The organism is Variovorax sp. 770b2 (assembly GCF_900115685.1).
GTDB lineage: Bacteria > Pseudomonadota > Gammaproteobacteria > Burkholderiales > Burkholderiaceae_C > Variovorax.
In genome coordinates this window covers 1,492,073-1,516,428 of the sequence record NZ_FOXJ01000001.1, presented here as the reverse complement: position 1 = coordinate 1,516,428, position 24,356 = coordinate 1,492,073, and the positions used below count along the sequence as shown (strand labels likewise).

Below are 24,356 nucleotides of genomic sequence, written 5' to 3'. Positions count from 1 at the left end.
CCCGAGTCTATCGAGCGCACTCATCCGTGCCGGGGGCAGATCGGGCTGCTGGAGGCACCGGCCTGGCCCGCGTCTTCGACCGGCGGACTCGAGAATGCCGCGGCAAACGACGCGATGCCGGCGCTGCGCAGCGGCAGGTAGCGCACCTGCTGGCGCGTGCACAGGCGCTTGAGGTTGTCGACCGATTCGTGGTCGATGCAATCGACCGGGAAAACCACCACTTCCGCCCACGAGACCGCGGCCGCCAGGAGGCCGCTGCGGTCTTCGAGCGCACCGCCGTGCCGCCGGAGTTCGCCGCCGTGCCGCTGCACCAGGTCGCGGATCGCCGGCGCGGAACTGGGCCGGCCGCCGACGTAGAGAATGCGCCGGCCCTGCAGTTGCTGGTCGAGGCAGGCGTTGGACACGCCCTCGCCCGCATGCATCTTCAGCTGGGTCTCGGCCGCGCCGAGTTCGCGGCCCAGCGCCACCGCGTGCGCGCGAAGGTGCTCGAGCTCCTCGGTGAGCCGTGCCACTTCGGTGGCGGCAAACGCCGAGGCCTGCTCGGCGCGTTCCCGGCGTTCGGTTTGCACCGCGATCAGGACCGCGGCTCTTTCGGACTCCTCGAGACGGGTGCGCGCTGAAACGTCGCCCGGCGCGGAGGCCGGCGCCATTGCGCGGGCTTTCGCGGCGTCGATCAGCTCCTGCTTCAGGTGCAGGATGCTCTTGTCGCGCTCCTCGATCAGTTCCTGCGAGCGAAGCTGGTGGCGGTCCAGCCGGTCGCGCAACTCGACGTTGTCGCGCTCCAGGGCCGCGAGACGGCGGATGTCGGCGCGGTTGGCGGCGCCCACCAGGTGCGACAGCATGTGGATGTCGCCGAAGGCGCGGTTGCGCAACTCGGCCGTGCCCTTGCGGTGCATGAGCACGGCCCAGTACGCGCCCGGAATCTCGCCCTGGTGCAGCGCTTCTTCCCAGTACGCGGTGAGCGCCTGGGTGTCGTGCAGGGTCGACAGGCGCTGGATGGCGGCGGCATGCCGGTGGTCCAGCGCCTTCTGCAGCGCCTTGGTGACGACGGCGTTCTGCGTGGCCAGCCGGACCGCCTCATGGTGGATGTGCAGGTCGCTCGCGCCCTGCACGTCCGCGAAACGTGCGATGAGCTTGCGCAGCTCGGCGGTGGTGAGGCACGTGCCGATCACCGAGCAATAGAAGTTCGTGTCCAGGTCCGAGAGACGGATGCGGCCGTTCGGCGTTTCGTCGCCGCCTTCCGGGGGTTCGCAACAGCCCGCGGCGTGCTGCAGCGCGGGTGCGTCGAGCGTCGCGGGGGCCGTGTTGGCCGAGGCCAGGCGTCTGAAAGGCGGGTTTAGCATCACCGCAATATACGACGCGACATAGCGTGTGCCAAGTCACCTACATACTCAGGCAGATAATCCCCAAGGCAAATCAAGAATCGGCAATACGCTATATTTTTCAGGATATTGCGAAATGCAACTTGAGATCAGCCATGACACCATCTGAAGCCGGCCGCTCCGAAGCCACCGGCGCGAAATTCTCCCTGGCCGCCATGCGGCACGCGCGATCGCTCTCGCAACTCGCCGTCCGGCAGATCGCCTCGGGCATCCGCCCGGGCATGACGCACGCGCAGGCAACCCATCTCGCCATGGCCACGCTGCAGAAGCTGGAGATGGAGCGCAACTGGCACCCGGTCATCGTCCGTTTCGGCGAGGACACGCTCAATACGTTCAGGCAAACCTCCGATCCGGAGCGCGTGCTCGGCGCAGAGGACATCTTCTTCGTCGACATCGGCCCCGTCTGGGAAGGCCACGAAGGCGATGCCGGCGACACTTTCGTGGTCGGCGAAGACGCGCAGATGCAGGCTTGCGCCGAAGCCGCGCGCACGCTCTGGCACGCGGTCGGCGAACGCTGGCGCGCCGATGGCCTGAGCGGCCAGGCGCTGTATGCCTATGCGGCCGAGCGCGCGCAGGCCATGGGGTGGCGCCTGAACCTGGACATCAAGGGGCACCGGGTCTGCGACTTCCCGCATGCGATCTACCGGGCCGGAAACCTGGGCGACTTCGGGCTGTGCCCGGCCACCGGACTCTGGGTGCTGGAGATCCAGATCGCGCATCCCACGCGGCCATTCGGCGCGTTCTACGAAGACCTGCTCATCGCCGACGACGTGGTGCACGACGCCACCGAGCAGCTCTTTTCCTACGGCACGCTGCAGCTGCAGTCGGTGCAGATCGCGACCCTCGGACGAAAGCTCGGCGGCCAGCTCGACCGCCTGCCCGGCTATCGCCTCGACCAGCTGAAGATCGAGGATGCCGGCGTGGTCGCCACCAGCGGCAAGACGCATCACCCGATCATCGCGCCCACCGGCCGCGCCGAAGACGGCGTGGAAGGCGCGGTGTTCGCCCTCACGCCGGCCGAGCTGGCGCAGGCCGACGTCTACGAGGTCAAGGAATACCGGCGCGAGCGCGTGACGCTGGCCTCGGGGCTCCAGGCCTGGGCGTACGTCGATGCGCGTTCCGAATGAAAGGCCTCCTTGCCGGATGCGCAGCGCGGCGCCACGGCGGGCACCCGCAAGGACCTGTTCTCGCGTGCTTGCTTTTTGAAACAAAAGTTAATACTATTGTTTCAAATGATGAACTACGAACACATCCGAGCCAGGTACAACGTGCCCGCCAGGCGAGGTGCACGCGTCGAGTTCCAAGGGCAGCTGGGCACTGTCACATCGACCAGCTCCGCTGCCGTGAGGGTCCGCATGGACGGAATGACGCGCTCCCAGCCTTTCGCGCCGGACGAGCTCCATTGGCTCGACGTGGGCCTCATCCGGCCCGACATCCCTGCCAGCGGATCGGACCGGCTGGCGCGCTGAAACCGGTCAGCCGGCGAGCGTCTCCACCCGCAGCGTCGTCACCGCGCCGGCCACCGCCGCGCTCGCCTGCAGCGCATGCACGGCCAGGTCGATCGCGCCTTGCGCCGCCGGCCCTGTCAGCACCAGCACCTGCGGCGCTGTCTCCGGCTGCCCTGCCGCCAGCACCACCTGCTGCACCGGCACCCGATGGCCCGCCAGCAAGGCCGCGACCGATTCGATATCGCTCGCCGCGCGCACGGGGACCCGCAGGTAGTGCGATGTGTGCACCGCGGCGCGTGGCAGCGCCTTCAGCTCGTTCATCGCATGCGCATGGAAACCCAGGTGCGGCACGCGCTGCGCGGCATGGGTGCCATCGAGCCGCGCCACGTCCACCAGATCGGCGATCACCGCCGATGCCGTCTGCTCCGAGCCGGCGCCGGCACCGTAGTACATCGTCACGCCCGACGCGTCGCCCTTGACCATGATCCCGTTCATCGAGCCGTTCACATGCGCCATCAAGTGCGCGGCGGGCACGAGCGCGGGCTGCACGCGCAGCTCGACGCCCTCTTCCCTTCGGCGCGCGATGCCCAGCAGCTTGATGCGGTAGCCCAACTGCTCGGCGCAGGCCACGTCCGCGCCCTGCAGCGCGGTGATGCCCTCCACCTGCACATCGGCGAAGCGCACCGGCGTGCCGAACGCATTGGCCGCGAGCAGCGTCAGCTTGTGCGCGGCGTCGATGCCCTCGATGTCGAAGGCGGGGTCGGCCTCGGCGTAGCCCAGGGCTTGTGCCTGCGCGAGCGCGGCGGCGAAGTCCAGGCCCTCGTCGCGCATCTTGCTCAGGATGAAATTGGTGGTGCCGTTGATGATGCCCGCCACCCATTCGATGCGGTTCGCCGTGAGCCCTTCGCGCAGCGCCTTGACGATGGGAATGCTGACCGCCACCGCGCCTTCGTACGCCACCGCCACGCCATGCTGCCGGGCCGCCGCGAAGATCTCGGCGCCGTGCTCGGCCAGCAGCGCCTTGTTGGCCGTGACCACGTGCTTGCCATGCGCGATGGCCGCCAGCACCCAGCCGCGCGCCGGGCCGGTGCCGCCGGCCGCTTCGACCAGCACGTCGACGTCGGGGTGCGTGGCGACGCGCATCGGGTCATCGGTCAGCGGGACGCCATCGCCCACGATGCCGGCCGCCCGCGGCAGGTTGCGCGCGGCCACCATCACCACCTCGATCCCTCGCCCTGCCCGGCCGGCAATCTCGGCCTGGTTGCGGGCCAGCACGCGGAAGGTGCCCGAGCCCACGGTGCCGATGCCGATCATGCCCACGCGCAGCGGGCGCATGGCCGCGGGAACACCGGCAAGGGGCTGGAGGGACAGGACTGGATCGCGGTACATGGAGCTTCTCCGAACGAAAGAACAAACAAAAAACCCAGCTGCCAGAGCTGGGTTTCATTCGTTCGGGGAGAAGAGCGATTCACCAGGTGGCTGCCGGAACGGCCACCTGCGCGTGCTCAGGTGGCCGCGGAGGTAATGGAGGTAATCATTCGTGCACCCATTGCCTGCGGGAATGCAGGCGGCATCATCCGGCCCATGCGGGCGGCGGCGGATGCGGTGTGGAGTGGGAGGCACGACATGGAGCGCGGAGTGTACAGGAGCCATGCGGGCACTGACGACAGGGCCCGGGGATCGGGGCACACTAAGCCATGGACAAGCACTTCCTGACCCCGCTCTTCGCGCCCGCCTCCGCCGTGGCCTTCGTCGGCAACGCCAGTGATCCCGGCGGCCAGACCGCATCGGGCCGCCTGCTGCGCGAGGCCTTTCGCGCCGACCGCTTCGACGGCACGCTGCGCTTTCTCGATGTGCGCACCAAGGGCACGCTCGAAGAACTTTCGCAGACGCATGCCGACCTCGCCCTCATCGCACTCGCGCCGCAGGACGTGGCGGCCGCCCTGGAGATCGCCGGGCGCATCGGCTGCAAGGCCGCGGTGGTCATCTCCAACGGCATCGCGCCGGAGCAGGCAGACCAGTGGCGCAAGATCGCGCGCCGCGAAGGCGTGCACCTGCTCGGACCGAATTCGCTGGGTTTCCAGCGCCCGCTGCTGCATCTGAACGCCAGCGTCGCGGGGCCGCTGGCCAAGGCCGGGCCGCTCGCGCTGGTGTCGCAATCGGGCGCGCTCACTGCCTCGATGCTCGACTGGGCGCGGCAGAACGGCGTCGGTTTTTCGAGCGTGGTGTCGCTCGGCCCGCACACCTCGGTGGACATTCCGCAGGTGCTCGACTTCCTCGCCAACGACCAGGCCACGCACAGCATCATCGTGTACCTGGAAGGCATCTCGGACGCGCGCCGCTTCATGAGCGCGCTGCGTTCGGCCTCGCATGCCAAGCCCGTGGTGGTGCTCAAGGCCGGGCGCAAGCCGGCCGGCAACGCGGCGGCGCAGACGCACAGCGCGGCCATCGTCGGCAGCGACGACGTGTTCGATGCCGCCCTGCGCCGCGCGGGCGCCGTGCGGGTGCGCTCTTTCGTCGAGCTGTTCTCCGCCGCCAAGTGCCTGGCCTCGCGCTACCGGCCCGTGGGCAAGCGGCTCGCCGTGGTCACCAACGGCGGCGGCCCCGGCGTGCTGGCGGCCGACTGGATCAACGAGATCGGCCTGGACCTGGGCAAGCTCTCCACGCCCGCGCAAAAACTGCTGCACCCCACGCTGGCGCCGCTCGCATCGCTCACGGACCTGATCGACCTCTCCGAAGACGCCACCCCCGCGCACTTTCGCGCCGCCATCGACATCGCCTCGGCCGACAGCCAGGTCGATGGCGTGCTGGCCATCTTTTCCCCCAAAGCCGGCGCCGATGCAGCCGCCACCGCCCGCGCCCTGGCCGACATCCCGCGCCCCATGAACAAGCCGCTGTTGGCCTGCTGGATGGGCGACGCGTCCGTCGGCCCTGCGCGCACCGTACTGGCGGAGGCCACCATCCCGAGCTTTCGCACGCCCGAGGCGGCCGTGGGCGCGTTCGGCAACATCGCGGCCTTCTATCAGAACCAGCAGTTGCTGCAGCAGACGCCGCCGCCGCTCTCCGCGCTCGCCAAGCCCGACATCGAAGGTGCGCGCCTCATCATCGAAAGCGTGCTGGCAGAGCGGCGCAAGGTGCTGACCGAGATGGAATCGAAGTCGCTCCTGTCGTGCTTCCACATTCCGATCACCCGCACGCTGCTCGCGCGCAGCGCCAACGAGGCCATGATGATCGCGACGCAGCTGGGCTTTCCGGTGGCGCTGAAGATCGACTCGCCCGACATCAGCCACAAGTCCGATGTGGAAGGCGTGGCGCTCAACGTGCTCAACGGCACCAGCGCGCGCGACACCTACGTGGAGATGATGGAGCGCGTCGCCCGCCTTGCACCCGAGGCGCGCATCAACGGCGTGACGGTGCAGAAGATGGTGAAGGCGCGGCGCGGCCGCGAGATCTACGTGGGCCTGGTGACCGATGAGCCCTTCGGTCCGGTCATCGTGTTCGGTGCGGGCGGCACCATGATCGAGCTCATGAACGACCGCGCGATGGAGCTGCCGCCGCTCAACCAGTTTCTCGCGCACCGCCTCATCGAACGCTCGCGCGTGGCCCAGACGCTGGGCGAATGGCGCGGCGCGAACCCGGTGGACATGGAAGCGATCGAGGACGTGCTGCTGCGCGTCTCGGAAATGGTGTGCGAGCTGCCCGAGCTGCGCGAGATGGACATCAACCCCATCATCGTGGACGAGCATGGCGCGGTGTCGGTCGATGCGCGCATCGTGGTGGACAGCAGCCCGCAGGCGGTAGCCGGCCACGTGGGCAGCGGCTACCAGCACCTGGCCATCATGCCGTACCCTGCGCGCTACCGGCGCGAATGGCCGCTTCCGGGCACGGGCGGCGACATCTACACCGTGCGGCCGGTGCACCCGAACGACGCGCAGATGCTGCAGGCGCTGGTGCAGGGCCTCTCGCCCGAGAGCCGGTGGTTCCGCTTCGTCTCGCGCTTCCGCGAGCTCCCGCCCTCGATGCTCTCGCGCTTCACGCTGATCGACTACGACCGCGAGATGGCGCTGGTGGCCGTGGTGATGGAGCGCAGCAACGCGCCCGACGGCACGATTCTCGACAGCGAGCGCATCGTAGGCGTGTCGCGCTACGTCACCAACCCCGACCAGACCAGCTGCGAGTTCTCGCTGGTGGTGGCCGACGCGTTCAGCGGCAAGGGCATCGGCTCGCGGCTGCTGGAAAGCATCATCGACGTGGCGCGCGACCGGGGCCTGGCGGAGGTCGACGGCCTCGTGCTCGCCAACAACCCCGACATGCTCAAGCTGGTGCGCCGCATCGGCTTCACCGTGAAGCCGTTCCCCGAAGACCCGGACTTCAAGCTGGTGACCTACCAGCTGTAGCCAGGCAAGCAGCCAGGCAGGCAGGCCACCGGCGAGGCGCCGCGCTCAGTCCGCGTGGTTCATGTCCGCGCAGTCGTGCGGATCGGCGCGGCACAGCTTCTCGTACGCGACCACCGCCCTCCTGCGCTCGCTCAGGGCGGCCGGCGTGCGGAACGGCGCGAGGATCTCGCCGAGCGACATGCTCACGCCGTTCTTCACCACGTACTCGACGGCCGCCGCGGCCTTCAGGTCCTGCAGCGGATTGCCGCGAACGATCACCAGATCCGCCAGCTTGCCGACCTCCACCGTGCCCAGGTCCTGCTCGACGCGGCTCATCCGCGAGGCGTTGAGGGTCACGTCCTGCAGCGCCTGGTGGTTGGAGGTCGCCATGCCCGCCGCGCGCAGGTTGGTCTGCAGCGCGATGCCCGGCGCGACCAGCGGCGTGTCGGTGCCGATGGCCATGAGACCGCCCGCGCGCTGCACCTTGGCCGATTGCTCTGCGTCCTTGCGCGCGAGTTGCATCGCGGCAGGCGTCGGCGTCGCCGTATTGCGAAGGCCTGTGAGGAAGTTCGGCGGAATCAGCAGCTTGAAGCGGTCGTCGCTGGTCATCAGCGGGTCCTGCCCCACCAGCGCGAGCGAGGAGAACAGCGTGTCGACCAGGTGGAAATCCGCCTTCGCATGCAGGTCGTAGGCGTCCTGGTAGGTGAAGCCGCCGACCGACTTCGACCAGCCATAGCCCATGCGCTGCGTCGCCGACAGGTGCGTGGTGCCGCCGATGCCGGCGGCTGCGCCCGGCGCCAACATGTGCGTGCCGGTCGGCACCCCCATGTCGAGCCCGGCCTGCGCGATCTTCACCATGATCGGGATCGGCGCGCGCACGTACGACTTCAAGTAGTCGACGCCCATGGCCTTGGCCTTGGCGATCTCCAGGTCGGCGACCTCGGGCCTGCGCAGGGTCCGCGCAAAGCTGTAGAAAAGCCGGTTGCCCTCCCACAGCGGCGGCGAGACGAACAGGCGCGGGCCCACGAGGTTGCCCGCCTCCAGCGCCTCGCGCATCTCGATGCTCTGGTGCAGCGGCCCCGCGACCGATTGCGTGGAGGTGATGCCGTAGGCCAGCATCGACGCGGCCACCTGCCCGTACTGCCCGCCCTGGTACAGCGTGAGCGGGTGGAAGTGCGGGTCCCACAGGCCCGGCATCACGGTGAGCGCCGATGCGTCGATGTACTTGCGGGCACGCCGCGCAGCCGCCGGATCGTGCGGGCGGATCGCCGTGATGCGGTTGCCGTTGATGACGATGTCCACGTCGGTGCGCAAGGTCTCGCTGTTGCCGTCCCACAGGCGGCCCGCGCGCACGATCGTGGTTCCGTTCGACACGGCCTGCGTCCACGAGAGATCGAGCGGAATCTCCCTGGCGCCCGAGCCGTCGGCCGCGATGGTCTTGAGCTTGTCGGTCGCCTTGTAGAGGATGGTGCGCGAATCGCCCGCCCACGAAGGCATGTCCGCCGCCTCTGCCGCGAGCTTGATCGGCGCGCCGAAGGGCGAGCCGTCGGGGTTCAGCTGCATCACGTGCAGCACCGAATCCATGATGAAGGCCACCTTGGTGCCGTCGGGCGACACGACCGCGGCGCCTTCCTCGCGGTCGGAGATCTGCATCGGCTCCTTGGCCACCGGGTAGAAGGTGCCGGTCTTGCCCGCGATGTCGATCACGCGCAGCTTGTTGTAGCCCTCGCGGAAGCGGTTGTTGATGCGCTCGTTGTCCACCAGCACCACCCGCTTGCCGTCCGGCAGCCACGAGGGCGTGCTGACCTGCGAGCTCACCTGCGCGATCACCACCTGCGGCGTGCGCGAGGCGATGTCCCACACCTCCAGCTGGCCCGAGCCGGTGGTGTAGGCGATGCGGTCCCCGGTCGGCGACATCTTCGGCGTGACCATCGACTTGGCGGGGATCGCCGCGAGACGCGTGCGCCGCTTCGAGCCGATCTCCACCTGGTCGATGGCCAGCGCGCCGCCGTTGCCCTTCTCGGTCGAGAAGTACACGGCGCGCCCGTCGGGCGTGAACTGCGGGCTGCCGTCGCGCGCCTTGTCGTTGGTCAGGCGTACGGGCGCCTGGCCGATCTTCATCACCCACACGTCGTTCAGGGCCACGAAGGCCACGCTCTGCCCATCGGGCGAGATCACCGGTGCGCTGACGCCGCGCACCGGCTGCGGTCCCATGGTGTCGAAGCCGCGGTCCTTGCGCTTGTCGATGACGGGCCGGCGCACCGTCAGCGTCGCGCTGAACGGCACGTTGGCCGGCGCCTCGCCCGCGGCATTGCGGATCTTGATCTGGCCGTCCGCCGTGTACATGAAGCGGCCGTCCGCGAGATGGCGCACCGGGAACGGAAAGAAGTCCTCGTTCTGCGCGATGTCCTTGCCGCGCACGCTCAGTGTCTTGCGGTCGGTCTGGAACACCAGGCCCGAGCCGTCGGGCGCCCATGCGGGCATGGTGCCGGGAGCGATGAGCTTCGGTGCCTCGGTGCCGCCCACGGGCCGGATGAAGACGCGTGCCGTGTCCACGAAGGCAAGCTGCTTGCCGTCGGGCGAGAGGGCCGGGTTGCTTTCGGCGCCAGGGCCCGAGGTGAGCCTCGTGTAGACATCGTCCAGCGATACGCGCCATATCTTGTAGTTGCCGTCGTTGCTGCGGTCCGATGCGAAGACCAGGCCCTTGCCGTCCGGCGTCCATGCCGGTTCGCGGTCGTCGTAGGGGCCGGTGGTGACGCGCCGCAGGCCCGACCCGTCGGGGTTGACGACCCACAGGTGGTAGTTGCCTTCCGCGTCGTAGTTCTGGAACGCGACGAGGCTGCCATCGGGCGACCACACCGGCGCGGTCGGCTCCATGTCCCAGCTGGTGATGCGCGTGGCGATGCCACCGCGCAGCGGAAGCATCCAGAGCGCGCCCATCGCGGTGAAGGCGATGCGCCTGCCATCGGGCGACGGCGCGGCCGCCATGTTGGTGCCTTCGTGGAATTCCACCGACACGTCCCTGGTCGAGCCCTGCAGCGTGTTCACGCTGGTCACCGGCACGGCGGGCTTCGTGACACCCGTGGAATCGGTACGGGAAACGAGGCCGCTGCTACCGCCGGTTCCGCATCCGGCGATCAGCACCGAAACGGCCGCGGCAGAGGTCAGGGCAATGGCCAGGGCCGGCGCGTGTTTGCGCATCTTCATGAGGGAGGTCTCCTGTTGGTCTTCTTGTTCCGCACCTTCGCCTGCGGACGGGCGGCAGGCCGAGGGCGTGCCGGTTCACTCTGTGTGCGCTTTCTGACAGCGCGCTTACCCGTTACCGGTGGAGACCGGGCGCTCCCGCCGCGTCGTAAGCTTCGGCATTGCATTGCGCACCCGCGTAATGAATTCGTTGCACGTTTCCACCTCCCCTCCATGATCCGAATGCTCCTGCGTTTCTCCGGCCGCCTCGTGGCCTCGCTGGCCGTGCTGATCTCGGCCGCATGGGCCAGCGCGGCCCTGTGGTACCAGTTGCCGGCAACGCCTGCCATCAAGATCGCAGCCGGCGTGCTCTGGGCCGGCTTCGGCCTCGCGGCGATCGCGCTGCTGTGGCGCGGCAAGGCGGCGCGCGCCCTGCTCTCGTATGCCGTGGGCTTTGCCATGGTGCTGGCGTGGTGGGGCACCATCCTGCCGTCGCAGGACCGCCTCTGGGCCGACGACGTGGCGCGGCAGCTCGTCGCACGTGTCGACGGGAACATGGTCACGATGCAGAACGTGCGCAACTTCGACTGGCGCAGCGACACCGACTACACCCCGCGCTGGGAAACCCGCCGCTACGACCTGGACCGCCTTCGCTCGGTCGATGTATCGCTCTCGTACTGGAGCGGCCCGGCCATCGCCCACACGCTCGTTTCCTTCGGCTTCGACGACGGCCAGTTCGTCACCTTCTCCATCGAGATCCGCAAGGAGCGCGGCGAGAGCTTCTCGTCCATCGGCGGCTTCTTCAAGCAGTTCGAGACCAGCCTCGTCGCGGCCGACGAGCACGACATCCTGCGCGTGCGCACCAACGTGCGCGGCGAAGACGTCTACATGTACCGCGTGCGCCTGCCGCAACCGGAGATGCGCTCGCTGTTCCTCGGCTACCTCGGCGAAGGCGCGGCGCTGGTGCGCGCGCCGAGCTTCTACAACACGCTCACCGCCAACTGCACGACCATCGTCTACGCGCTTGCCAGGCACGTCGTGCCCGGCCTCCCGATGGACTGGCGGCTGCTGGCTTCGGGCTACCTGCCCGAGTACCTGCACGACGTCGGCGCCCTCACGCCGCGCCTCAACATGGAAGAGCTTCGCGCGGCCGGGCGCATCACCGAACGTGCGCGCGCCTACGACGCCGACCCCGGCACGGAAAGCTTCTCGCAAGCCATCCGGAACGACTTGCCCGGTGTCGAAATGGCGGTCGATGCCGGGGCCCGGCCATGACGGCTTCGCGCTTCCTCGCACTGCCGGCCCTGCTCTGCGCCGCCGTGCTGCTGTTACTGCTGACCGGCTGCGCGGGCGTCACCGTCGGCTCGATCTCGCCCGCCGAATACCTCGCGCAACGCCGCGGCGACGTGCTCACCACCGGCAAGCTCAGCACCTCGGCAGAGGAGGTGCTGCGGGTGATCGGCTCGGACGCCGACCTGTGCCGCAAGAGCGGCCAGGCCTGCCGCCAGGCCCTGGCCGACTCGGCCGGCATCACCGACGAGCAGCGCCTCTCCGCGCTCTCGGAGGTCTGGCTGCAGGTGGCGCTCGCGGCCGGCAAGACCGGCGGCGCAGGCGCCGGGCCCGCTGCGCCCGAGACCATCCAGGCGTGGCTGGAGACCGCGCGCCATGCCTACGCCTACCTGTTCTTCACCACGCGCAAGCCGCGCGACCGCGCCTTCGAAGACCGCCAGACGCAGGTGCGCGACTACTACAACTACGCGGTGCAGCAGGCCATCACCGGCCTCTTCAGCCGCTATCGCCAGGACGGCCGCCTGGACGATAGCGCGCTGCCCCGCGTGCCGCAGGTGGGCGACTGGCACATCGACGCCGACCAGTCCGCGCTCGAACTGCGCCCGGGCGACCCGGTGCCCCAGGAGCTGATTCCCGCCGCCTCGCTGACCTTCTCGGGCCTGCGCAACACCTACCGGCGCGACGGCTTCGGCGCCGAGCTGGTGGTGGCGACCAACCAGCCGGCTGTCGCGCCCCACCCGGCGACCACTGCGGCCACCACGGCCGAAGACCACACGCCGCCCTACAGCGAAATGCCCTTCCCCGCCCTCACCGCGCTCCTGCGCTTCGAAGGCACGGACCTGCGCGCGGTGCTCGCCACGCGCACCGCCCGCATCGTGGTGTTCGACCCCTACCGCACCTCGACCACGCGGCTGGCCGAGCAGGAGATTCCGCTCGCGGCCAACTTCACCTCCGGCTACGGCCTGTGGCTTGCCCGCTCCGACTTCGCGCGCCAGGCGCTGCGCAGCCTGTTCGGCAGCGCCGACGGGCTCACCCGGCCGCGCATCTACCTGATGCAGCCCTACGACCCGAACCGGCGCACGGTCATCATGCTGCACGGCCTGGCGAGCAGCCCCGAGGCGTGGATCAACGTGGCCAACGAGGTGCTCGGCGACGAAACCCTGCGCCACAGCTACCAGATCTGGCAGGTCTACTACCCGACCAACGCGCCGCTGGCGGTCAACAACCTCGCGATCCGCCAGGCCATCACCGAGACGCTGGCGCACTTTGACCCGGGCGGCCAGGCCGAGGCCTCGCGCAACATCACGCTGATCGGGCACAGCATGGGCGGCGTGCTGTCGCGCCTTCTGGTGTCCTCGTCGGGCGACAGGCTGTGGGACGGGCTCCTTTCCAGCTACCCCATGCAGGGCGCGCAGCAGCAGCGCATCGAGCAGCGGCTCGCGCCCTACCTGCGCTTCGAGCCGCTGCCGCAGGTGAGCGACGCGATCTTCATCGCCTCGCCGCACCGCGGCACGCCGTTTGCCAACAACCGCGTCGCACGCTGGCTGGCCAACCTCATCACGCTGCCGGTGGCGATGCTGGGGCAGCTGAACGACATCTCGCGCGAGCTGATGCGCATCGCGCCCGGCAAGCAGGACATCGGGCCGCTGCGCATTCCCAACAGCATCGACAACCTGAGCGACCGCGATGCCTTCGTGCAGATGTCCTCGGGCCTGCCGATGAACCCGCGCGTGCGCTTCCACTCGATCATCGGCAACGACACGCCGGGCGTCGTGCAGGCGTTGTCCAGCGACGGGGTCGTGCCCTACGAGAGCGCGCACCTGGAGGGCGCGGCCTCGGAGCTGGTGATTTCATCGGCGCACAGCGTGCAGGAGAACCCGCTGGCCATCCTGGAGATACGGCGAATCCTCAGGGAACAACTGCTGCTGACGCCAACTTGTCAGGACACCCCCGTCAAGCGTCCAGGAAGCTCAAGGTCGTCGGCTTCTTCGGTTCCCTGCGAGCGTAATACTGGCGTGCGCTAATAGCCCCCCATGGACAACTTGCAAGCATTGCAGTCGCTCGGCATCACGCTGCCGAGCCCGGCCTACATCTTCGGCGCCGTGCTGTTCGGCCTCGCCGGAATCGCGGCCTACCGGTGGGGCAAGCGCTCCGGCCGCCGGCGCAGCAAGTGGCTCGGCGTGGCGTTGATGCTCTATCCCTACGCGGTCCCGTGGACGTGGTTGCTCTACGTCGTGGGCATCGCGCTGTGCGCGGGCGTCTTCATCGACCGCGACTGAAGCTGGCAGCGCCCCCCCAAAAAAAACGGGCCCGAAGGCCCGTTAAAAGTCGTCCATCAGGCTGGCAGGAAGACAACCCGACTCCGACTCACCTCGAACTCATCCAGTCCGGCCTTCCAGATTTTCTTATCCGGCCTCCAGTGTTTCTTCGAGCGCCGCCGTCGCAACCGGCGACCGCCATCCGAGCTCCGGCGCAATGCGGCGCGCGATGTCGTCCAGGATCTGCTCGTACGCCTCGCCCGCGAAGTTGTAGGGCAGTTCCACGCGCAGCTCGCTCACCTGCGGCAGCACCGGGTCCTTGCGAAGTTGCTCCAGGATTTCGTCGGACGTGCCCACCAGGTCTGTCGCGAAGAGCGTTCGCCGCTCGCCCTGCGGCGTGAGCGTGCGCTCGATGCGGCCCGCGGCGAACTCGCGGTAGCGCCTTCGCGTGGCCGCATCGGCGCCATCCAGCGGCACGATCACGCGGCCCAGCGCCACACGTCCCGCGCGCGGTGCGGCTTCGCTCGCGCGGTAGCGCTCGATGAGCGCCGATTGCGCCTGCAGGAAGTCATCCGTGTGCTCGCCCGAAAGCACGTTGCCCAGCAGCAGGTTGAAGCCGTTGCGCCCCGCCCATTCGGCCGAGCGCAGCGATCCGCCGCCATACCAGAGCCGGTCGACCAGCCCGGGCGCATAGGGCTGCACGCGCGGACGCACGCGCCCGCCGGCCGATTCGACGAAGGTGTCCTCGTCGCCGAGCAGCACGTCCTCCAGGTTGGCCCTCAGGCGCGCCACGCGCTTGTGCGTGAAGTCGATGGTGTTCGGCGCCGCGTCGTAGAAGCGGCTGCCCAGGAGCGCGCCATGCGGCGGCACGCCCGCGCTCAGGCCCACCTGCAGCCGGCCGCGCGAGAGCACGTCGACGGTGGCCAGGTCTTCGGCCAGGCGAAATGGGTTCTCGTAGCCCATCTGGATCACCGCGGCGCCCAGTTCGATGCGGCGCGTGCGCTGCGTCGCGGCCGCCAGGATGGTCGTGGCCGACGACACGCCGCGCTCCAGGTGCCGCTGCCGCACCCAGGCGCTGTCGAAGCCGCGCCGCTCGCCGAATTCGAAGAGCGCGAGCGTCGCCTCGAGGCCGGCCAGCGGATTCGTCTCGGCGTAGTTGCCGGGCGTGAGAAAGCCGATGTGATGGATGGCCATCTTCAGAACTTGGGCAGACCGGGTGGATTGATCTCGGACCTGGGCAGCGCCTCTTCCGTGAGGCTCCAGCGCGCGAGTGCCTTGCCGTAGGTGCCGTTGCGGATCAGGTTGTTGGCCGCGACGCTCAGCGCCGTGGCCAGGCCGCTGCCCTTGCGCGTGGCAATCGCCACGTCCGACTTCAACGGCCAGCCCGCGTTCACCGTGCCGACCAGCCGCAGCTGCCCGTTCTTCGCCGCCTCGTAGGCCTGCGGCGCGTTGGGATTGAAGTTGGCATCGACGCGTTTCGTGGTCACCGCCAGCCAGCGCGTCACATCGTCGTCGTAGTACTGGATCGCGATCGGCTTGAGCCCCGCGGCCACGTTCTGCCGGTCCCATTCGAGCAGGATGCGTTCCTGGTTCGTGCCGGCGCCGGTCGTGAGCTTCAGGCCCGCCACGTCCTTCGGCGCCTTGATGGACTTGATGGTGCTGTCCGTGCGCACATAGAAGCCGTGCAGGCCGAGCCGGTAGGTGGAGAAATCGAACTTCTCCTTGCGCTGCTCGGTCACGCCCACGTTGGAGATCACCGCGTCGTACTTGCCCGAGGCCAGACCCAGCGGCCAGTCGGGCCAGGCGACCGGCTGCAGTTCGAGCTTCAGGCCCAGCGATTCGGCAATGAGGAGCGCGAAGTCGGGGTCGAAGCCCACGACCGTCTTCGCATCGGTGGCGTAGGTGGAGATGGGCGGCGCGAACGGCGCGATCGCGATGGTCAGCACGCCCTCCTTCACGAACTTGAAGCTGGGCGGAATGGCGTTGACCGCCTCCGCGTCCTTGCCCGTGTGCAGGCGCCCCTTCTGCTCGGGGCTGAAGTCGAATTTGTCGGCAGCGTGTGCCGCCGTCATCGCGATGAAACCGAAGGCGACCAGTGCGCCGGCTTTGCTGCTGAAAGACATGGTGGCGCGCCCTCAGTTCTTCGGCAGGCCGGGCGGGTTGGTGCGCGCCACCTCGATCGCCTCGGAGCCCAGGCTCCAGCGCGAGAGCGCCTTGGCGTAGTTGCCGTTCTTGATCTGCGCGTTCAGCGCCACCGTGATGGCCTCGGCGATGCCCGAGCCCTTGCGCGAGGTCACGGCGATCTCCGCATTCAGCGGCCAGCCGCCGGAGACCAGGCCCGCGAGCCGCGTCTTGCCGTCGCGCGCCTCGTAGGCCGCGATGGCGTTGGGGCCGACATACGCATCGGCGCGGCCCGACTGCAGGGCCAGGCGCTGCACCACATCGTCGTCGTAGTACTGGATCTCCACGGGCTTCAAGCCCGCGGCCACGTTCTGCTTGTTCCAGCGCAGGAGGATCTGCTCCTGGTTCGTGCTGGCTGCGACGATGAGCCTGAGGCCCGCGATGTCCTTCGGCTCCTTGATCGCGCCCAGCTTGCTGTCGGACTTCACGTAGATGCCCAGCTGGTCGTTGCGATAGGTGGAGAAATCGAACTTCTCCTTGCGCTCCTCGGTCACCGTCACGTTGGACACCACCACGTCGAACTTGCCCGACTGCAGGCCCAGCGGCCAGTCGGCCCAGGCGGTGGACACGAGCTCGAGCTTGCGCCCGAGGCTGTCGGCCACCAGCTGCGCGATGTCGGGCGCGTTGCCCACGGGCGTCTTGGTGTCGGTCGCGTAGGCGGCGAACGGCAGGCGGCCGGTGGTGGTGCCGACGACGAGAACGCCCTCCTTCTGGAACCTGAAATCCTTGGCGAGCTTGACGGCCTCGTCCAGCTTCTGCGCGCGCGGCCGGCCGGCCTGCTCGGGGCTCAGGTCGGTGGCGGGCTGCGCCGAGGCCGCCAAGGGAAGCAGCGGCAGCAGCATGGCGGCGCCCAGGAGCGCGGAGAGGATGTTCTTGCGATGGATCATTGGGAAGGACTTCAGTCGGGGGAAAAAAAGAATCAGAGAACCTTGGCCAGGAACTCGGCCGTGCGCGGATGCGAAGGCGCGTTGAACACCTTGTCGGGCGTGCCGGTTTCCAGGATGCGGCCCTGCTCCATGAAGACGATGGTGTCGGCCACCTCGCGGGCAAAGCCGATCTCGTGCGTCACGATGACCAGCGTGGTGCCCGAGCGCGCGAGCTCCTTGATGACCGCCAGCACCTCGCCCACCAGCTCGGGGTCCAGCGCGGAGGTGGGCTCGTCGAACAGCAGCACCTTGGGCTTGAGCGCGAGCGCGCGGGCGATGGCCACGCGCTGCTGCTGCCCGCCCGAGAGCTGGCGCGGATAGGCATGCGTCTTGTCGCCCAGGCCCACGCGAACGAGCAGCTCCGATGCCAGCGCCTCGGCCTCCGCACGCGCGAGGCCGTGCACCGACATCGGCGCCTCGACGATGTTCTCCAGCACCGTCAGGTGCGGGAACAGGTTGAAGTTCTGGAACACCATGCCGACATCGACACGGCGCTTGAGGATCTCTTTCTCGTGCAGTTCGTACAGCGTGTCCTCGTCGCGCCGGTAGCCGATGAGTTCGCCGTCGATGGCGATGAAGCCGTCGTCCACGCGCTCCAGGTGGTTGATGGCGCGCAGCAGCGTCGACTTGCCCGAGCCGGACTGCCCGAGGATCACCGTCACGCTGCCCCGCGGCACAGTGAGCGTCACCTCGTCGAGCACCTTGAGCGCGCCGAAGCTCTTGGAGACACCGTGGATCGTGACCTCGCCGCCCAGCGTGAGCGGGTCGGTCCAGCGCGGCACCAGCACCGGTGCGGGCGGCGCGGCCACCACCGCTTCGGCCGCCACCGGCGCCCTCGACCGCCAGAGCCCGCGCGCCACGCCAGCCAGCCGCGAGCGCGGCGGATTGCGCAGCGCGCCGCGCGAGAAATGCCGCTCGATGTAGTGCTGCGCGACCGACAGCACCGTGAGGATCACCAGGTACCAGACCGTGGCCACCATCAGGAGCGGAATCACTTCCAGGTTGCGCCGGTAGATGATCTGGATCGTGTAGAACAGCTCGGGCAGCGCGAGGATGTAGAGGTTCGACGTGCCCTTGGCCAGGCCGATGATGTCGTTGAACGCCGTCGGCAGGATGGTCCGCATCGCCTGCGGCAGCACGATGCGAAAGGCCTGGCGCCTGCGCGAAAGGCCCAGCGCCGCCGCCGCCTCGAGCTGCCCCTGCTCCACCGAAAGAATGCCGCCGCGCACGATCTCCGAGGCGAAGGCCGCCTGGTTCAGCGTAAGGCCCAGCAGCGCGGCGATGAACGGGCTGATCAGTTGCGTGGTCGGGTACGAGAAGAAGGTGATGTCGGTGCCCGGAATGCCCAGCGCCACCGTCTCGTAGAGATAGCCCAGGTTGTTGATGATCAACAGCAGCACGATGATCGGCACCGAGCGGAAGAGCCAGGTGAACACCCACGACAGCCGCGCCAGCAGCGGCGAGCGCGAGACGCGTGCGAGCGCGAGCCCGGTGCCCAGCACGAAGCCGGACACCGCGCCCAATGCCGTCAGCAGCAGCGTGCGGCCGAGCCCGGCGAGCACCGGCTCGGCGAAGAACCACCCGGCGAAAACGCCCCAGCCCCAGCGCGGATTGGTCAGCACCGAATGCAGCGCGATGCCGATGAGCAGCACCGCGAACACGGTGCCCACCGTGCGCGCCGGGTACTTCGCAGGCACCACGCGCAAGTGCGAGTAGTCGCCCTTGGCCGGCGCGGCCTGCTGCGGCGCCGAAGGCTCGGGCCGGGCCACGGGGCGGGTCGGTACCGGGTTTCTCGGCTCGGGGCCGACGTCCAGGAGCGTGGTCGTGTTCATCGCTGCACCGCCTCGCTCGACGCCGTGGCGCTCTGGCCGTGATGGCGCGGCACCACCAGGTGCTTTTCGAACGGCAGCTTGCGCGGAACCTCGGGGTCCGCCGCTTCTTCGAAGAGCGCGGTGTAGCCATGGCCGCGGTACAGGCCCACGGCCTCGGGCTGGCGAAATCCGGTCGTGAGGTAGATGCGCTCGTAGCCCTGGCGCCGCACCTGCGCCTCCAGCTCCAGCAGCACCTTGCTCGCCAGGCCCTGCCGGCGCAGGTCGGTGCGCGTCCATACGCGCTTGAGCTCGGCGGTGCGTTCGTCATGCCGCATGAAGGCACCGCCACCGATGGCGATGCCGTCTCGCAGCAGCAGCACGAAGTTGCCGTGCGGCGGTGCGAACACCTCGGGCGGATAGCGGTCGATCTCTCGCGGCGCGCCGGGCTCGCGCAGCACGTCGCCGTAGCGGCTGTCGTACTCGAAGCTCAGGCCTTCCAGCAGCGGTTGGGCGCGCGGGTCGAGCGGCGTGGTGTAGACGAACTGTTCGCTCATCACGCGGCCTTTCGCGTGGCGTCGATGGCGCTGTCTGCCACCGCATGGCGGCTCGCCTTGCGCGGCAGGCCGAGGTGGTCGCGCAGCGTCTGCCCGGGCAGCTCGCGCTGGTAGCGGCCGCGCGCCACCAGCACGGGCACGACGAACTCGATGAAGTCGTCCAGCCCCTGCCCCAGCACCGGGAAACCCAGGATGAAGCCGTCCGCCGCGCCCTCGTCCACCCAGCGGATGATCTCGTCGGCAATGCGCTCGCCGGTGCCCACGAACTGCGTGCGCGGCGTGGCGACTTCGAGCGCCACCTCGCGCAAGGTCTGGCCGCCGGCCTTCGCCTTGGCCTTGATGCGGTCGGTGGTCGAGCGGAAGCTGTTGCGGCCGATGTCGCCCAGTTCGGGAAAGGCCTCGTCCAGCGGGTACTGGCTGAAGTCGTGATGGTCGAAGAAGCGTCCCAGGTAGGCCAGCGCTTCCTCGATGGTCAGCAGTTCGCGAATGGCTCGGTACTTGGCCTCGGCCTCCTCTTCAGTGGCGGCGACAACGGGGCCGATGCCGGGAAAGATCTTCACGTCGTCGGCCTGCCGGCCTTGCGCCACCGCACTGGCCTTCACCTGTTTCAGGAAGGCGCGCGTTTCCTCGATCGAAGGCGAATGGGTGAACACCGCATCCGCGTACTTGCCCGCGAGGCCCACGCCTGCATCCGACGAGCCGGCCTGGAAGATCACCGGCTGCCCTTGGGGCGAACGCTGGATGTTCAGCGGCCCCGCCACCTGGAAGAAGCGCCCCTTGTGGTCCAGCGCGTGCAGCTTCTCGCGGTCGAAGAACTGGCCCGTCTCGCGGTTGCGCGTGAAGGCGTCTTCGTCCCAGCTGTCCCACAGGCCCTGCGTGACGGCAAGGTACTCATCGGCGATCTCGTAGCGCAGCGCGTGCTCGGGATGGTTGCGGCTGTAGTTCTTCGCGCTGCCTTCCAGCGGCGTGGTCACCACGTTCCAGCCCGCGCGTCCGCCGCTGATCAGGTCGAGCGAGGCGAACTGGCGCGCCACCGTGAACGGATCGCTGTACGAGCTGGAGACCGTGCCCGCCAGGCCGATCTTCGAGGTGACGGTCGCGAGCGCCGACAGGATCGAGATCGGTTCGAAGCGGTTGAGGAAGTGCGGGATCGATTTCTCGTTGATGTAGAGCCCGTCCGCCACGAAGGCGAAGGCGATGCCGTTGTCTTCGGCCTTCTTCGCGGTGCGCACGAAGAAGTCGAGGTTGACGCTGGCATCGGCCGGACCGCCCGGGTGCTTCCATGAATTCATGTGGCTGCCGGCCCCTTGCAGCATGACGCCGAACTTGAGGTTGCTCATCGCGATGTGTTCTTCTGGAGGTGGAAAGGAAACCGAGGTGAAAGCGCTCAGGCCAGCGCGGGTTCGCGTGCCCGAGCCAGCAATTCGACGGCGGTGGCGCGTTCGGCAAAACCGGCCACGGGGATGTCGATGACGAACTCCTCGATGCCGTAGCGCCCGCTCAGCGCATCGAGCTCGCCGCGCACTTCGTCGGCGGTGCCCGCGATCACGTGCGGACGGCGCTCCTCGGTGCGGTAGTCGGTCACGCCGGCCTGTCGCGCGAACTCGGCGGCGGCTTCCAGGCTCCCGAGGTTCACGCTCTGCCCGCCCGGCAGGTGCACCTTGAAGCTGCGCAGCGCACCGACGAGCTCGGCCGCCTTCTCGTGCGTCTCGGCCGCGAAGGCGAAGAGCGCGAGCAAAGGGGCGCGGCCGGTGGCCGAGCGGTAGGCCTCGATGGATTGCCCGATGTTCACCGGGTCGCCGTTGAAGTGGCCTGCATAGACGAACTCCCAGCCGAGACGCGCCGCGAGCGTCGCGCTCTCGGGCGTGCCGCCCAGCAGCACGCGCTGCGGCAGCTGCGGAGGGTTCGGCGTGGCGACCGCGCCGGCCAGTGCATGGTCCGCGGCGACACCGTCGTGCAGGAACGCATCGAGCTCGGCGAGGCGCACCGCGAAGTCCTCCTTCTGCTTCAGCGGATCGTGCAGCCACTGCAACGCCTTGCTGGTCAGCGGCAGGCCACCGGGCGCCTTGCCGACCCCCAGGTCCACGCGGCCCGGCGCGAGCGACGCGAGCACCCGGAAGGTCTCCGCGACCTTGAACGGGCTGTAGTGCTGAAGCATGACGCCGCCGGTGCCCACGCGGATGCGCGAGGTCTTGGCGAGCACGTGCGAGGCCAGCACCTCGGGCGCCGAGCCGGCATAGCCGCGGTTGCCGTGATGCTCCGCGAGCCAGTAGCGGCGGTAGCCCAGGCGCTCGGCGCTCTGGGCCAGCGCGATCGTGTGCTGGAATGCCTGGGCAGCGTCGGCGCCCTCGGGGATCAGGCTCTTGTCGAGCAGGGACAGCGAATAGGACACGGTGTGCAGCAATGACGCCTTTGAAAGAATTGCTGCGAATTCTCTTGGGCATCGCGCGCACCGCTTGCGCTGATTTCCTCTATCGATATCTGCAGAGTGTTCAGGGGCGGACCGCTGCCGCGATCCGCTGCACCGCATCGGCCGCGCCGACGGTGGCCGTGTCGATGACCAGGCGCTGCGTGGTCCACGGCGCGTAGTCGTGCCGCAGCACCGAAGCCCAGTCGGGCAGCACGTGGCCCGGAATGTCGGGCGCGCGCGACTCCACGCGCCGGCGGTGCTCCGCCGCATCCGAACAGACGATCTCCACCTCCAGCACGCGTGACGAAGTGCTCGCTGCGACCGCCCGCCACGCCTGGCGCGTGACCGGCAACGGGTTGACGCAGTCGGCCACCACCGCGAGGCCGAGCGCGAGGTTGGAGCGTGCCAGCGCATGGGCGATGTCGTAGCCCGCGGGCCCGACCTCCCCGATCAAGACCTTCGCCGACACCAGCGCCTGCTCGATGGCATCGATGCGCAGGTAGACGGCCGAAAGCCGCGCCGCGAGTTCGCGCGCGACCGTGGTCTTGCCCGTGCCGGGCAAGCCGGAGAAAACGATCAGCATCTCACCATGAGTGCGGCAGCAAGGCCAGGGCCGTTGCCGCATGGAAGCGCCGCAGGGCGCGAAGGGGCACATGGCCATGCGGCGCGCGCCGCGCCACCTCGTGCGGCGAGGACGGCGCGATGCGCCACGCCGCCGTGGTCAGCGCGAGAACGTGACGGGCCTGGGCCGCCGGGGAAACAGAGGGACTGCGCTGTGGCATGGACGACTTCCGGGTGAACACTGGGGGCGATTCTGCGCAAGCGCCGGTCTTTTTCAAAGAAGGATTGCGAGTTACATGATGCAGAAAATTTCACCGGCCACGCGACGCCGTGACTACGATGTCCGCACACCCATCACAGGAGCACAGACATGTCCAACCACGTCTACAAGTCCCTCGAGCTGACCGGCTCGTCGCCCGTCGGCATCGAGGACGCGGTGCAGACCGCCATCGCCAAGGCCCACGAGACGGTGCGCAACATCCAGTGGTTCACCGTCACCGAGACGCGCGGCCACGTGGTGGACGGCAAAATCGCGCACTGGCAGGTGACGGTGAAGATCGGCTTCACGCTGGAGTAGCCCGCCGCCGGCTTCGCGCGCCGGCCCTAGTCGGCGATCACGTGCAGGCTGTGGTTCTCGCGGTGCGTCCGCGCGCACATCCGCGAGAGCGCCAGCAGGAACTCGAACACCGCCGGCTTGCCCGACAAGGCCGGTGCGACCGCCATGATCTCCTTGCGAAACACAGCCACCTCGCGCCCTGCGATCACCATTTCGGCGGAGGCGCCGTAGTAGTGCTTCCAGAACGTCTGCAGCGTGCCGTTGTCCAGCTCGTCGATGACCAGCGAATAGCCGTCCTCCCAGACGGTCTCGTCCATCGAGAGGGTGTGCAGGCCCGGCATGTCGGGCCCGACGCCTTCGGGCACCTGGATGATTCGACGCATGCCCGGTGCTACTGGCAATTGCCGGGCGCGCCGGCGAGTTCGGGAAACTCGGTGACCACCGTGCCGTTGGCCGCGCCCTCGATGATGAGGCGGCCGCATTTCTCGCCGGCCGTCCCGACCACCTGGCCGAGGTTGGCGTCGTAGCGGATGCGGTTGTCGGGCTGGACCACGCGGGTCTTGTTCACTGCGCCCTGCACCATGCGGCAGAAGTTCTGCGCCGCGGCCGCGTCGGTGCAGTACTGCGGCAGCAGCTGGCTCGCGCCCGACGACGCGGTGCAATGGCGCGCGAAGATGTGCTGGTAGCCGGCCGGCGTGACGACGCACTGCGCATCGACGAGGGCGGCCTCCGGCGCCGGCGCCAGGCCCTGGCAGCCGGCCAGGAAGGCCAGCGCGGCGGCGCACAGCAAGGCAAGTGGGTTCGTTCTTTTCATGATCGTCGTCCTCAGCGAAATTTGATGATGTAGTTGATCGACAGGTTCTTCGGCCGCGTCTCCGAGGTGAGGCGCGCGGGCTTGTTGGGCACCGTGGTCTCCAGGTCGCCCGAGGACTGCCCTGCCGCATTGCCGCTTTGCGACACCGCGGCCAGCGTGACGGCCTTGTAGGTGTGGGTGTGCGTCTGCATGGCGTCGCACTGGTAGGAGCCCACGCCGTTGGCGGTGCCGCTGCCCGTGGGGCCGATGCGCGCTGCCGCATCCGGGTCCATGCCCGAGCCCGCGTCGTTGCCGCGCAGGAACAGGCCCCGGTAGTCGGGAATGCAGAAGTCTTCGCTGCCCCCGCCGTACAGGTTGCCCAGCGCGGCGAACAGCTCCGGATAGGCGCTCACCTTGAGCTTGCGCCCGTCGCACAGCATCCAGCCCTGCTGCTCGAGGTAGCTGATCGGGATGTCGTCGCGCCGGGGCGCGGTTACCGAGTTCTGGCTCGTGCATGCGGTGTTTTTCCAGATGTTGTTGGCGTCGCCCGAAACGGGGTTCACCTGTCCGGCAAAGCCGCAGACGCTGCCGATGAGGCATGCATCGAACATGTCGAGGTCCTTTCAG

General features: G+C 68.7%; 21 protein-coding genes. 6 read left to right on the top strand and 15 right to left on the bottom strand.

From position 1 onward, the window contains the following. Positions 1–20 precede the first annotated feature (20 nt). The gene (locus BM133_RS06990) at positions 21–1,343 is read right to left on the bottom strand and encodes a DUF2325 domain-containing protein (protein ID WP_093432576.1); all 1,323 of its coding nucleotides are present in this window, start codon (positions 1,341–1,343) and stop codon (positions 21–23) included. Positions 1,344–1,477: 134 nt separating this feature from the next. On the opposite strand from BM133_RS06990, the gene BM133_RS35725 reads away from it, so the two are divergent. After that, on the top strand, positions 1,478–2,509 hold the full coding sequence (locus BM133_RS35725) for a M24 family metallopeptidase (RefSeq protein ID WP_093432575.1): 1,032 nt from the start codon (positions 1,478–1,480) through the stop codon (positions 2,507–2,509). 348 nt (positions 2,510–2,857) lie between these two features. Here the strand turns inward: BM133_RS35725 and BM133_RS06975 are convergent, their stop codons facing one another. Continuing rightward, entirely contained in the window at positions 2,858–4,219 is a 1,362-nt protein-coding gene (locus tag BM133_RS06975; RefSeq protein WP_093432573.1) for a homoserine dehydrogenase, read from the bottom strand. A 308-nt stretch (positions 4,220–4,527) separates the two neighbouring features. Here BM133_RS06975 and BM133_RS06970 point away from each other — a divergent pair, with 308 nt between their 5' ends. Beyond that, complete coding sequence (locus BM133_RS06970) at positions 4,528–7,227, top strand: bifunctional acetate--CoA ligase family protein/GNAT family N-acetyltransferase (protein WP_093432572.1); 2,700 nt, start codon at positions 4,528–4,530, stop codon at positions 7,225–7,227. 45 nt (positions 7,228–7,272) lie between these two features. Here BM133_RS06970 and BM133_RS06965 read toward each other — a convergent pair whose 3' ends face one another. After that, positions 7,273–10,413 (bottom strand): amidohydrolase family protein, encoded by a 3,141-nt coding sequence (locus BM133_RS06965; RefSeq protein WP_093432570.1) that lies wholly within the window; start codon positions 10,411–10,413, stop codon positions 7,273–7,275. A gap of 210 nt (positions 10,414–10,623) precedes the next feature. On the opposite strand from BM133_RS06965, the gene BM133_RS06960 reads away from it, so the two are divergent. Genes BM133_RS06960 through BM133_RS06950 form a run of 3 tightly spaced genes read left to right on the top strand, consistent with a single transcriptional unit; the run spans position 10,624 to position 13,958 of the window. Beyond that, positions 10,624–11,664: an Lnb N-terminal periplasmic domain-containing protein gene (locus BM133_RS06960; RefSeq protein WP_093432569.1), complete on the top strand. Its 1,041-nt coding sequence runs from the start codon at positions 10,624–10,626 to the stop codon at positions 11,662–11,664. After that, on the top strand, positions 11,661–13,703 hold the full coding sequence (locus tag BM133_RS06955) for an esterase/lipase family protein (RefSeq protein WP_256219075.1): 2,043 nt from the start codon (positions 11,661–11,663) through the stop codon (positions 13,701–13,703). The genes BM133_RS06960 and BM133_RS06955 overlap by 4 nt, the downstream gene beginning before the upstream one ends. Before the next feature lie 9 nt (positions 13,704–13,712). Next, a complete protein-coding gene (locus BM133_RS06950; protein WP_093432567.1) occupies positions 13,713–13,958 on the top strand; it encodes a hypothetical protein in 246 nt (81 codons plus the stop codon). Positions 13,959–14,084: 126 nt separating this feature from the next. Here the strand turns inward: BM133_RS06950 and BM133_RS06945 are convergent, their stop codons facing one another. The 9 genes from BM133_RS06945 to BM133_RS34515 all read right to left on the bottom strand — a co-directional run bounded on the left by BM133_RS06945 (position 14,085) and on the right by BM133_RS34515 (position 22,601). Further along, a complete protein-coding gene (locus tag BM133_RS06945; protein WP_093432566.1) occupies positions 14,085–15,131 on the bottom strand; it encodes an LLM class flavin-dependent oxidoreductase in 1,047 nt (348 codons plus the stop codon). 2 nt (positions 15,132–15,133) lie between these two features. Further along, positions 15,134–16,060 (bottom strand): ABC transporter substrate-binding protein, encoded by a 927-nt coding sequence (locus tag BM133_RS06940; protein ID WP_093432564.1) that lies wholly within the window; start codon positions 16,058–16,060, stop codon positions 15,134–15,136. 12 nt (positions 16,061–16,072) lie between these two features. After that, entirely contained in the window at positions 16,073–17,005 is a 933-nt protein-coding gene (locus BM133_RS06935) for an ABC transporter substrate-binding protein (protein ID WP_093432563.1), read from the bottom strand. A gap of 32 nt (positions 17,006–17,037) precedes the next feature. Beyond that, positions 17,038–18,876 carry an amino acid ABC transporter permease/ATP-binding protein gene (locus BM133_RS35690; protein WP_093432561.1) on the bottom strand — a complete coding sequence of 613 codons (1,839 nt, stop codon included), beginning with the start codon at positions 18,874–18,876 and terminating at the stop codon, positions 17,038–17,040. Further along, on the bottom strand, positions 18,873–19,409 hold the full coding sequence (locus tag BM133_RS06925; RefSeq protein WP_093432560.1) for a GNAT family N-acetyltransferase: 537 nt from the start codon (positions 19,407–19,409) through the stop codon (positions 18,873–18,875). Before BM133_RS06925 ends, BM133_RS35690 begins: the two co-directional genes overlap by 4 nt. Next, positions 19,409–20,749, bottom strand: coding sequence for an LLM class flavin-dependent oxidoreductase (locus BM133_RS06920; protein ID WP_371286308.1), 1,341 nt, complete (start codon positions 20,747–20,749; stop codon positions 19,409–19,411). The genes BM133_RS06925 and BM133_RS06920 overlap by 1 nt, the downstream gene beginning before the upstream one ends. A 47-nt stretch (positions 20,750–20,796) precedes the next feature. Further along, complete coding sequence (locus tag BM133_RS06915; protein ID WP_093435116.1) at positions 20,797–21,801, bottom strand: LLM class flavin-dependent oxidoreductase; 1,005 nt, start codon at positions 21,799–21,801, stop codon at positions 20,797–20,799. A 100-nt stretch (positions 21,802–21,901) separates the two neighbouring features. Beyond that, a complete protein-coding gene (locus tag BM133_RS06910) occupies positions 21,902–22,402 on the bottom strand; it encodes a P-loop nucleotide/nucleoside kinase family protein (RefSeq protein WP_093432558.1) in 501 nt (166 codons plus the stop codon). Between the two features lies 1 nt (position 22,403). Then, positions 22,404–22,601 (bottom strand): hypothetical protein, encoded by a 198-nt coding sequence (locus BM133_RS34515; protein WP_143100089.1) that lies wholly within the window; start codon positions 22,599–22,601, stop codon positions 22,404–22,406. 149 nt (positions 22,602–22,750) lie between these two features. Here BM133_RS34515 and BM133_RS06905 point away from each other — a divergent pair, with 149 nt between their 5' ends. Further along, complete coding sequence (locus BM133_RS06905) at positions 22,751–22,957, top strand: dodecin (RefSeq protein WP_093432557.1); 207 nt, start codon at positions 22,751–22,753, stop codon at positions 22,955–22,957. 26 nt (positions 22,958–22,983) lie between these two features. Here the strand turns inward: BM133_RS06905 and BM133_RS06900 are convergent, their stop codons facing one another. The 3 genes from BM133_RS06900 to BM133_RS06890 are packed head-to-tail and all read right to left on the bottom strand — an operon-like array spanning position 22,984 to position 24,340. After that, positions 22,984–23,319: a hypothetical protein gene (locus tag BM133_RS06900; RefSeq protein ID WP_093432555.1), complete on the bottom strand. Its 336-nt coding sequence runs from the start codon at positions 23,317–23,319 to the stop codon at positions 22,984–22,986. A gap of 8 nt (positions 23,320–23,327) precedes the next feature. Then, the gene (locus BM133_RS06895; RefSeq protein WP_143100088.1) at positions 23,328–23,750 is read right to left on the bottom strand and encodes a hypothetical protein; all 423 of its coding nucleotides are present in this window, start codon (positions 23,748–23,750) and stop codon (positions 23,328–23,330) included. 11 nt (positions 23,751–23,761) lie between these two features. After that, on the bottom strand, positions 23,762–24,340 hold the full coding sequence (locus tag BM133_RS06890) for a phage tail protein (protein WP_093432552.1): 579 nt from the start codon (positions 24,338–24,340) through the stop codon (positions 23,762–23,764). Positions 24,341–24,356: the final 16 nt, after the last annotated feature.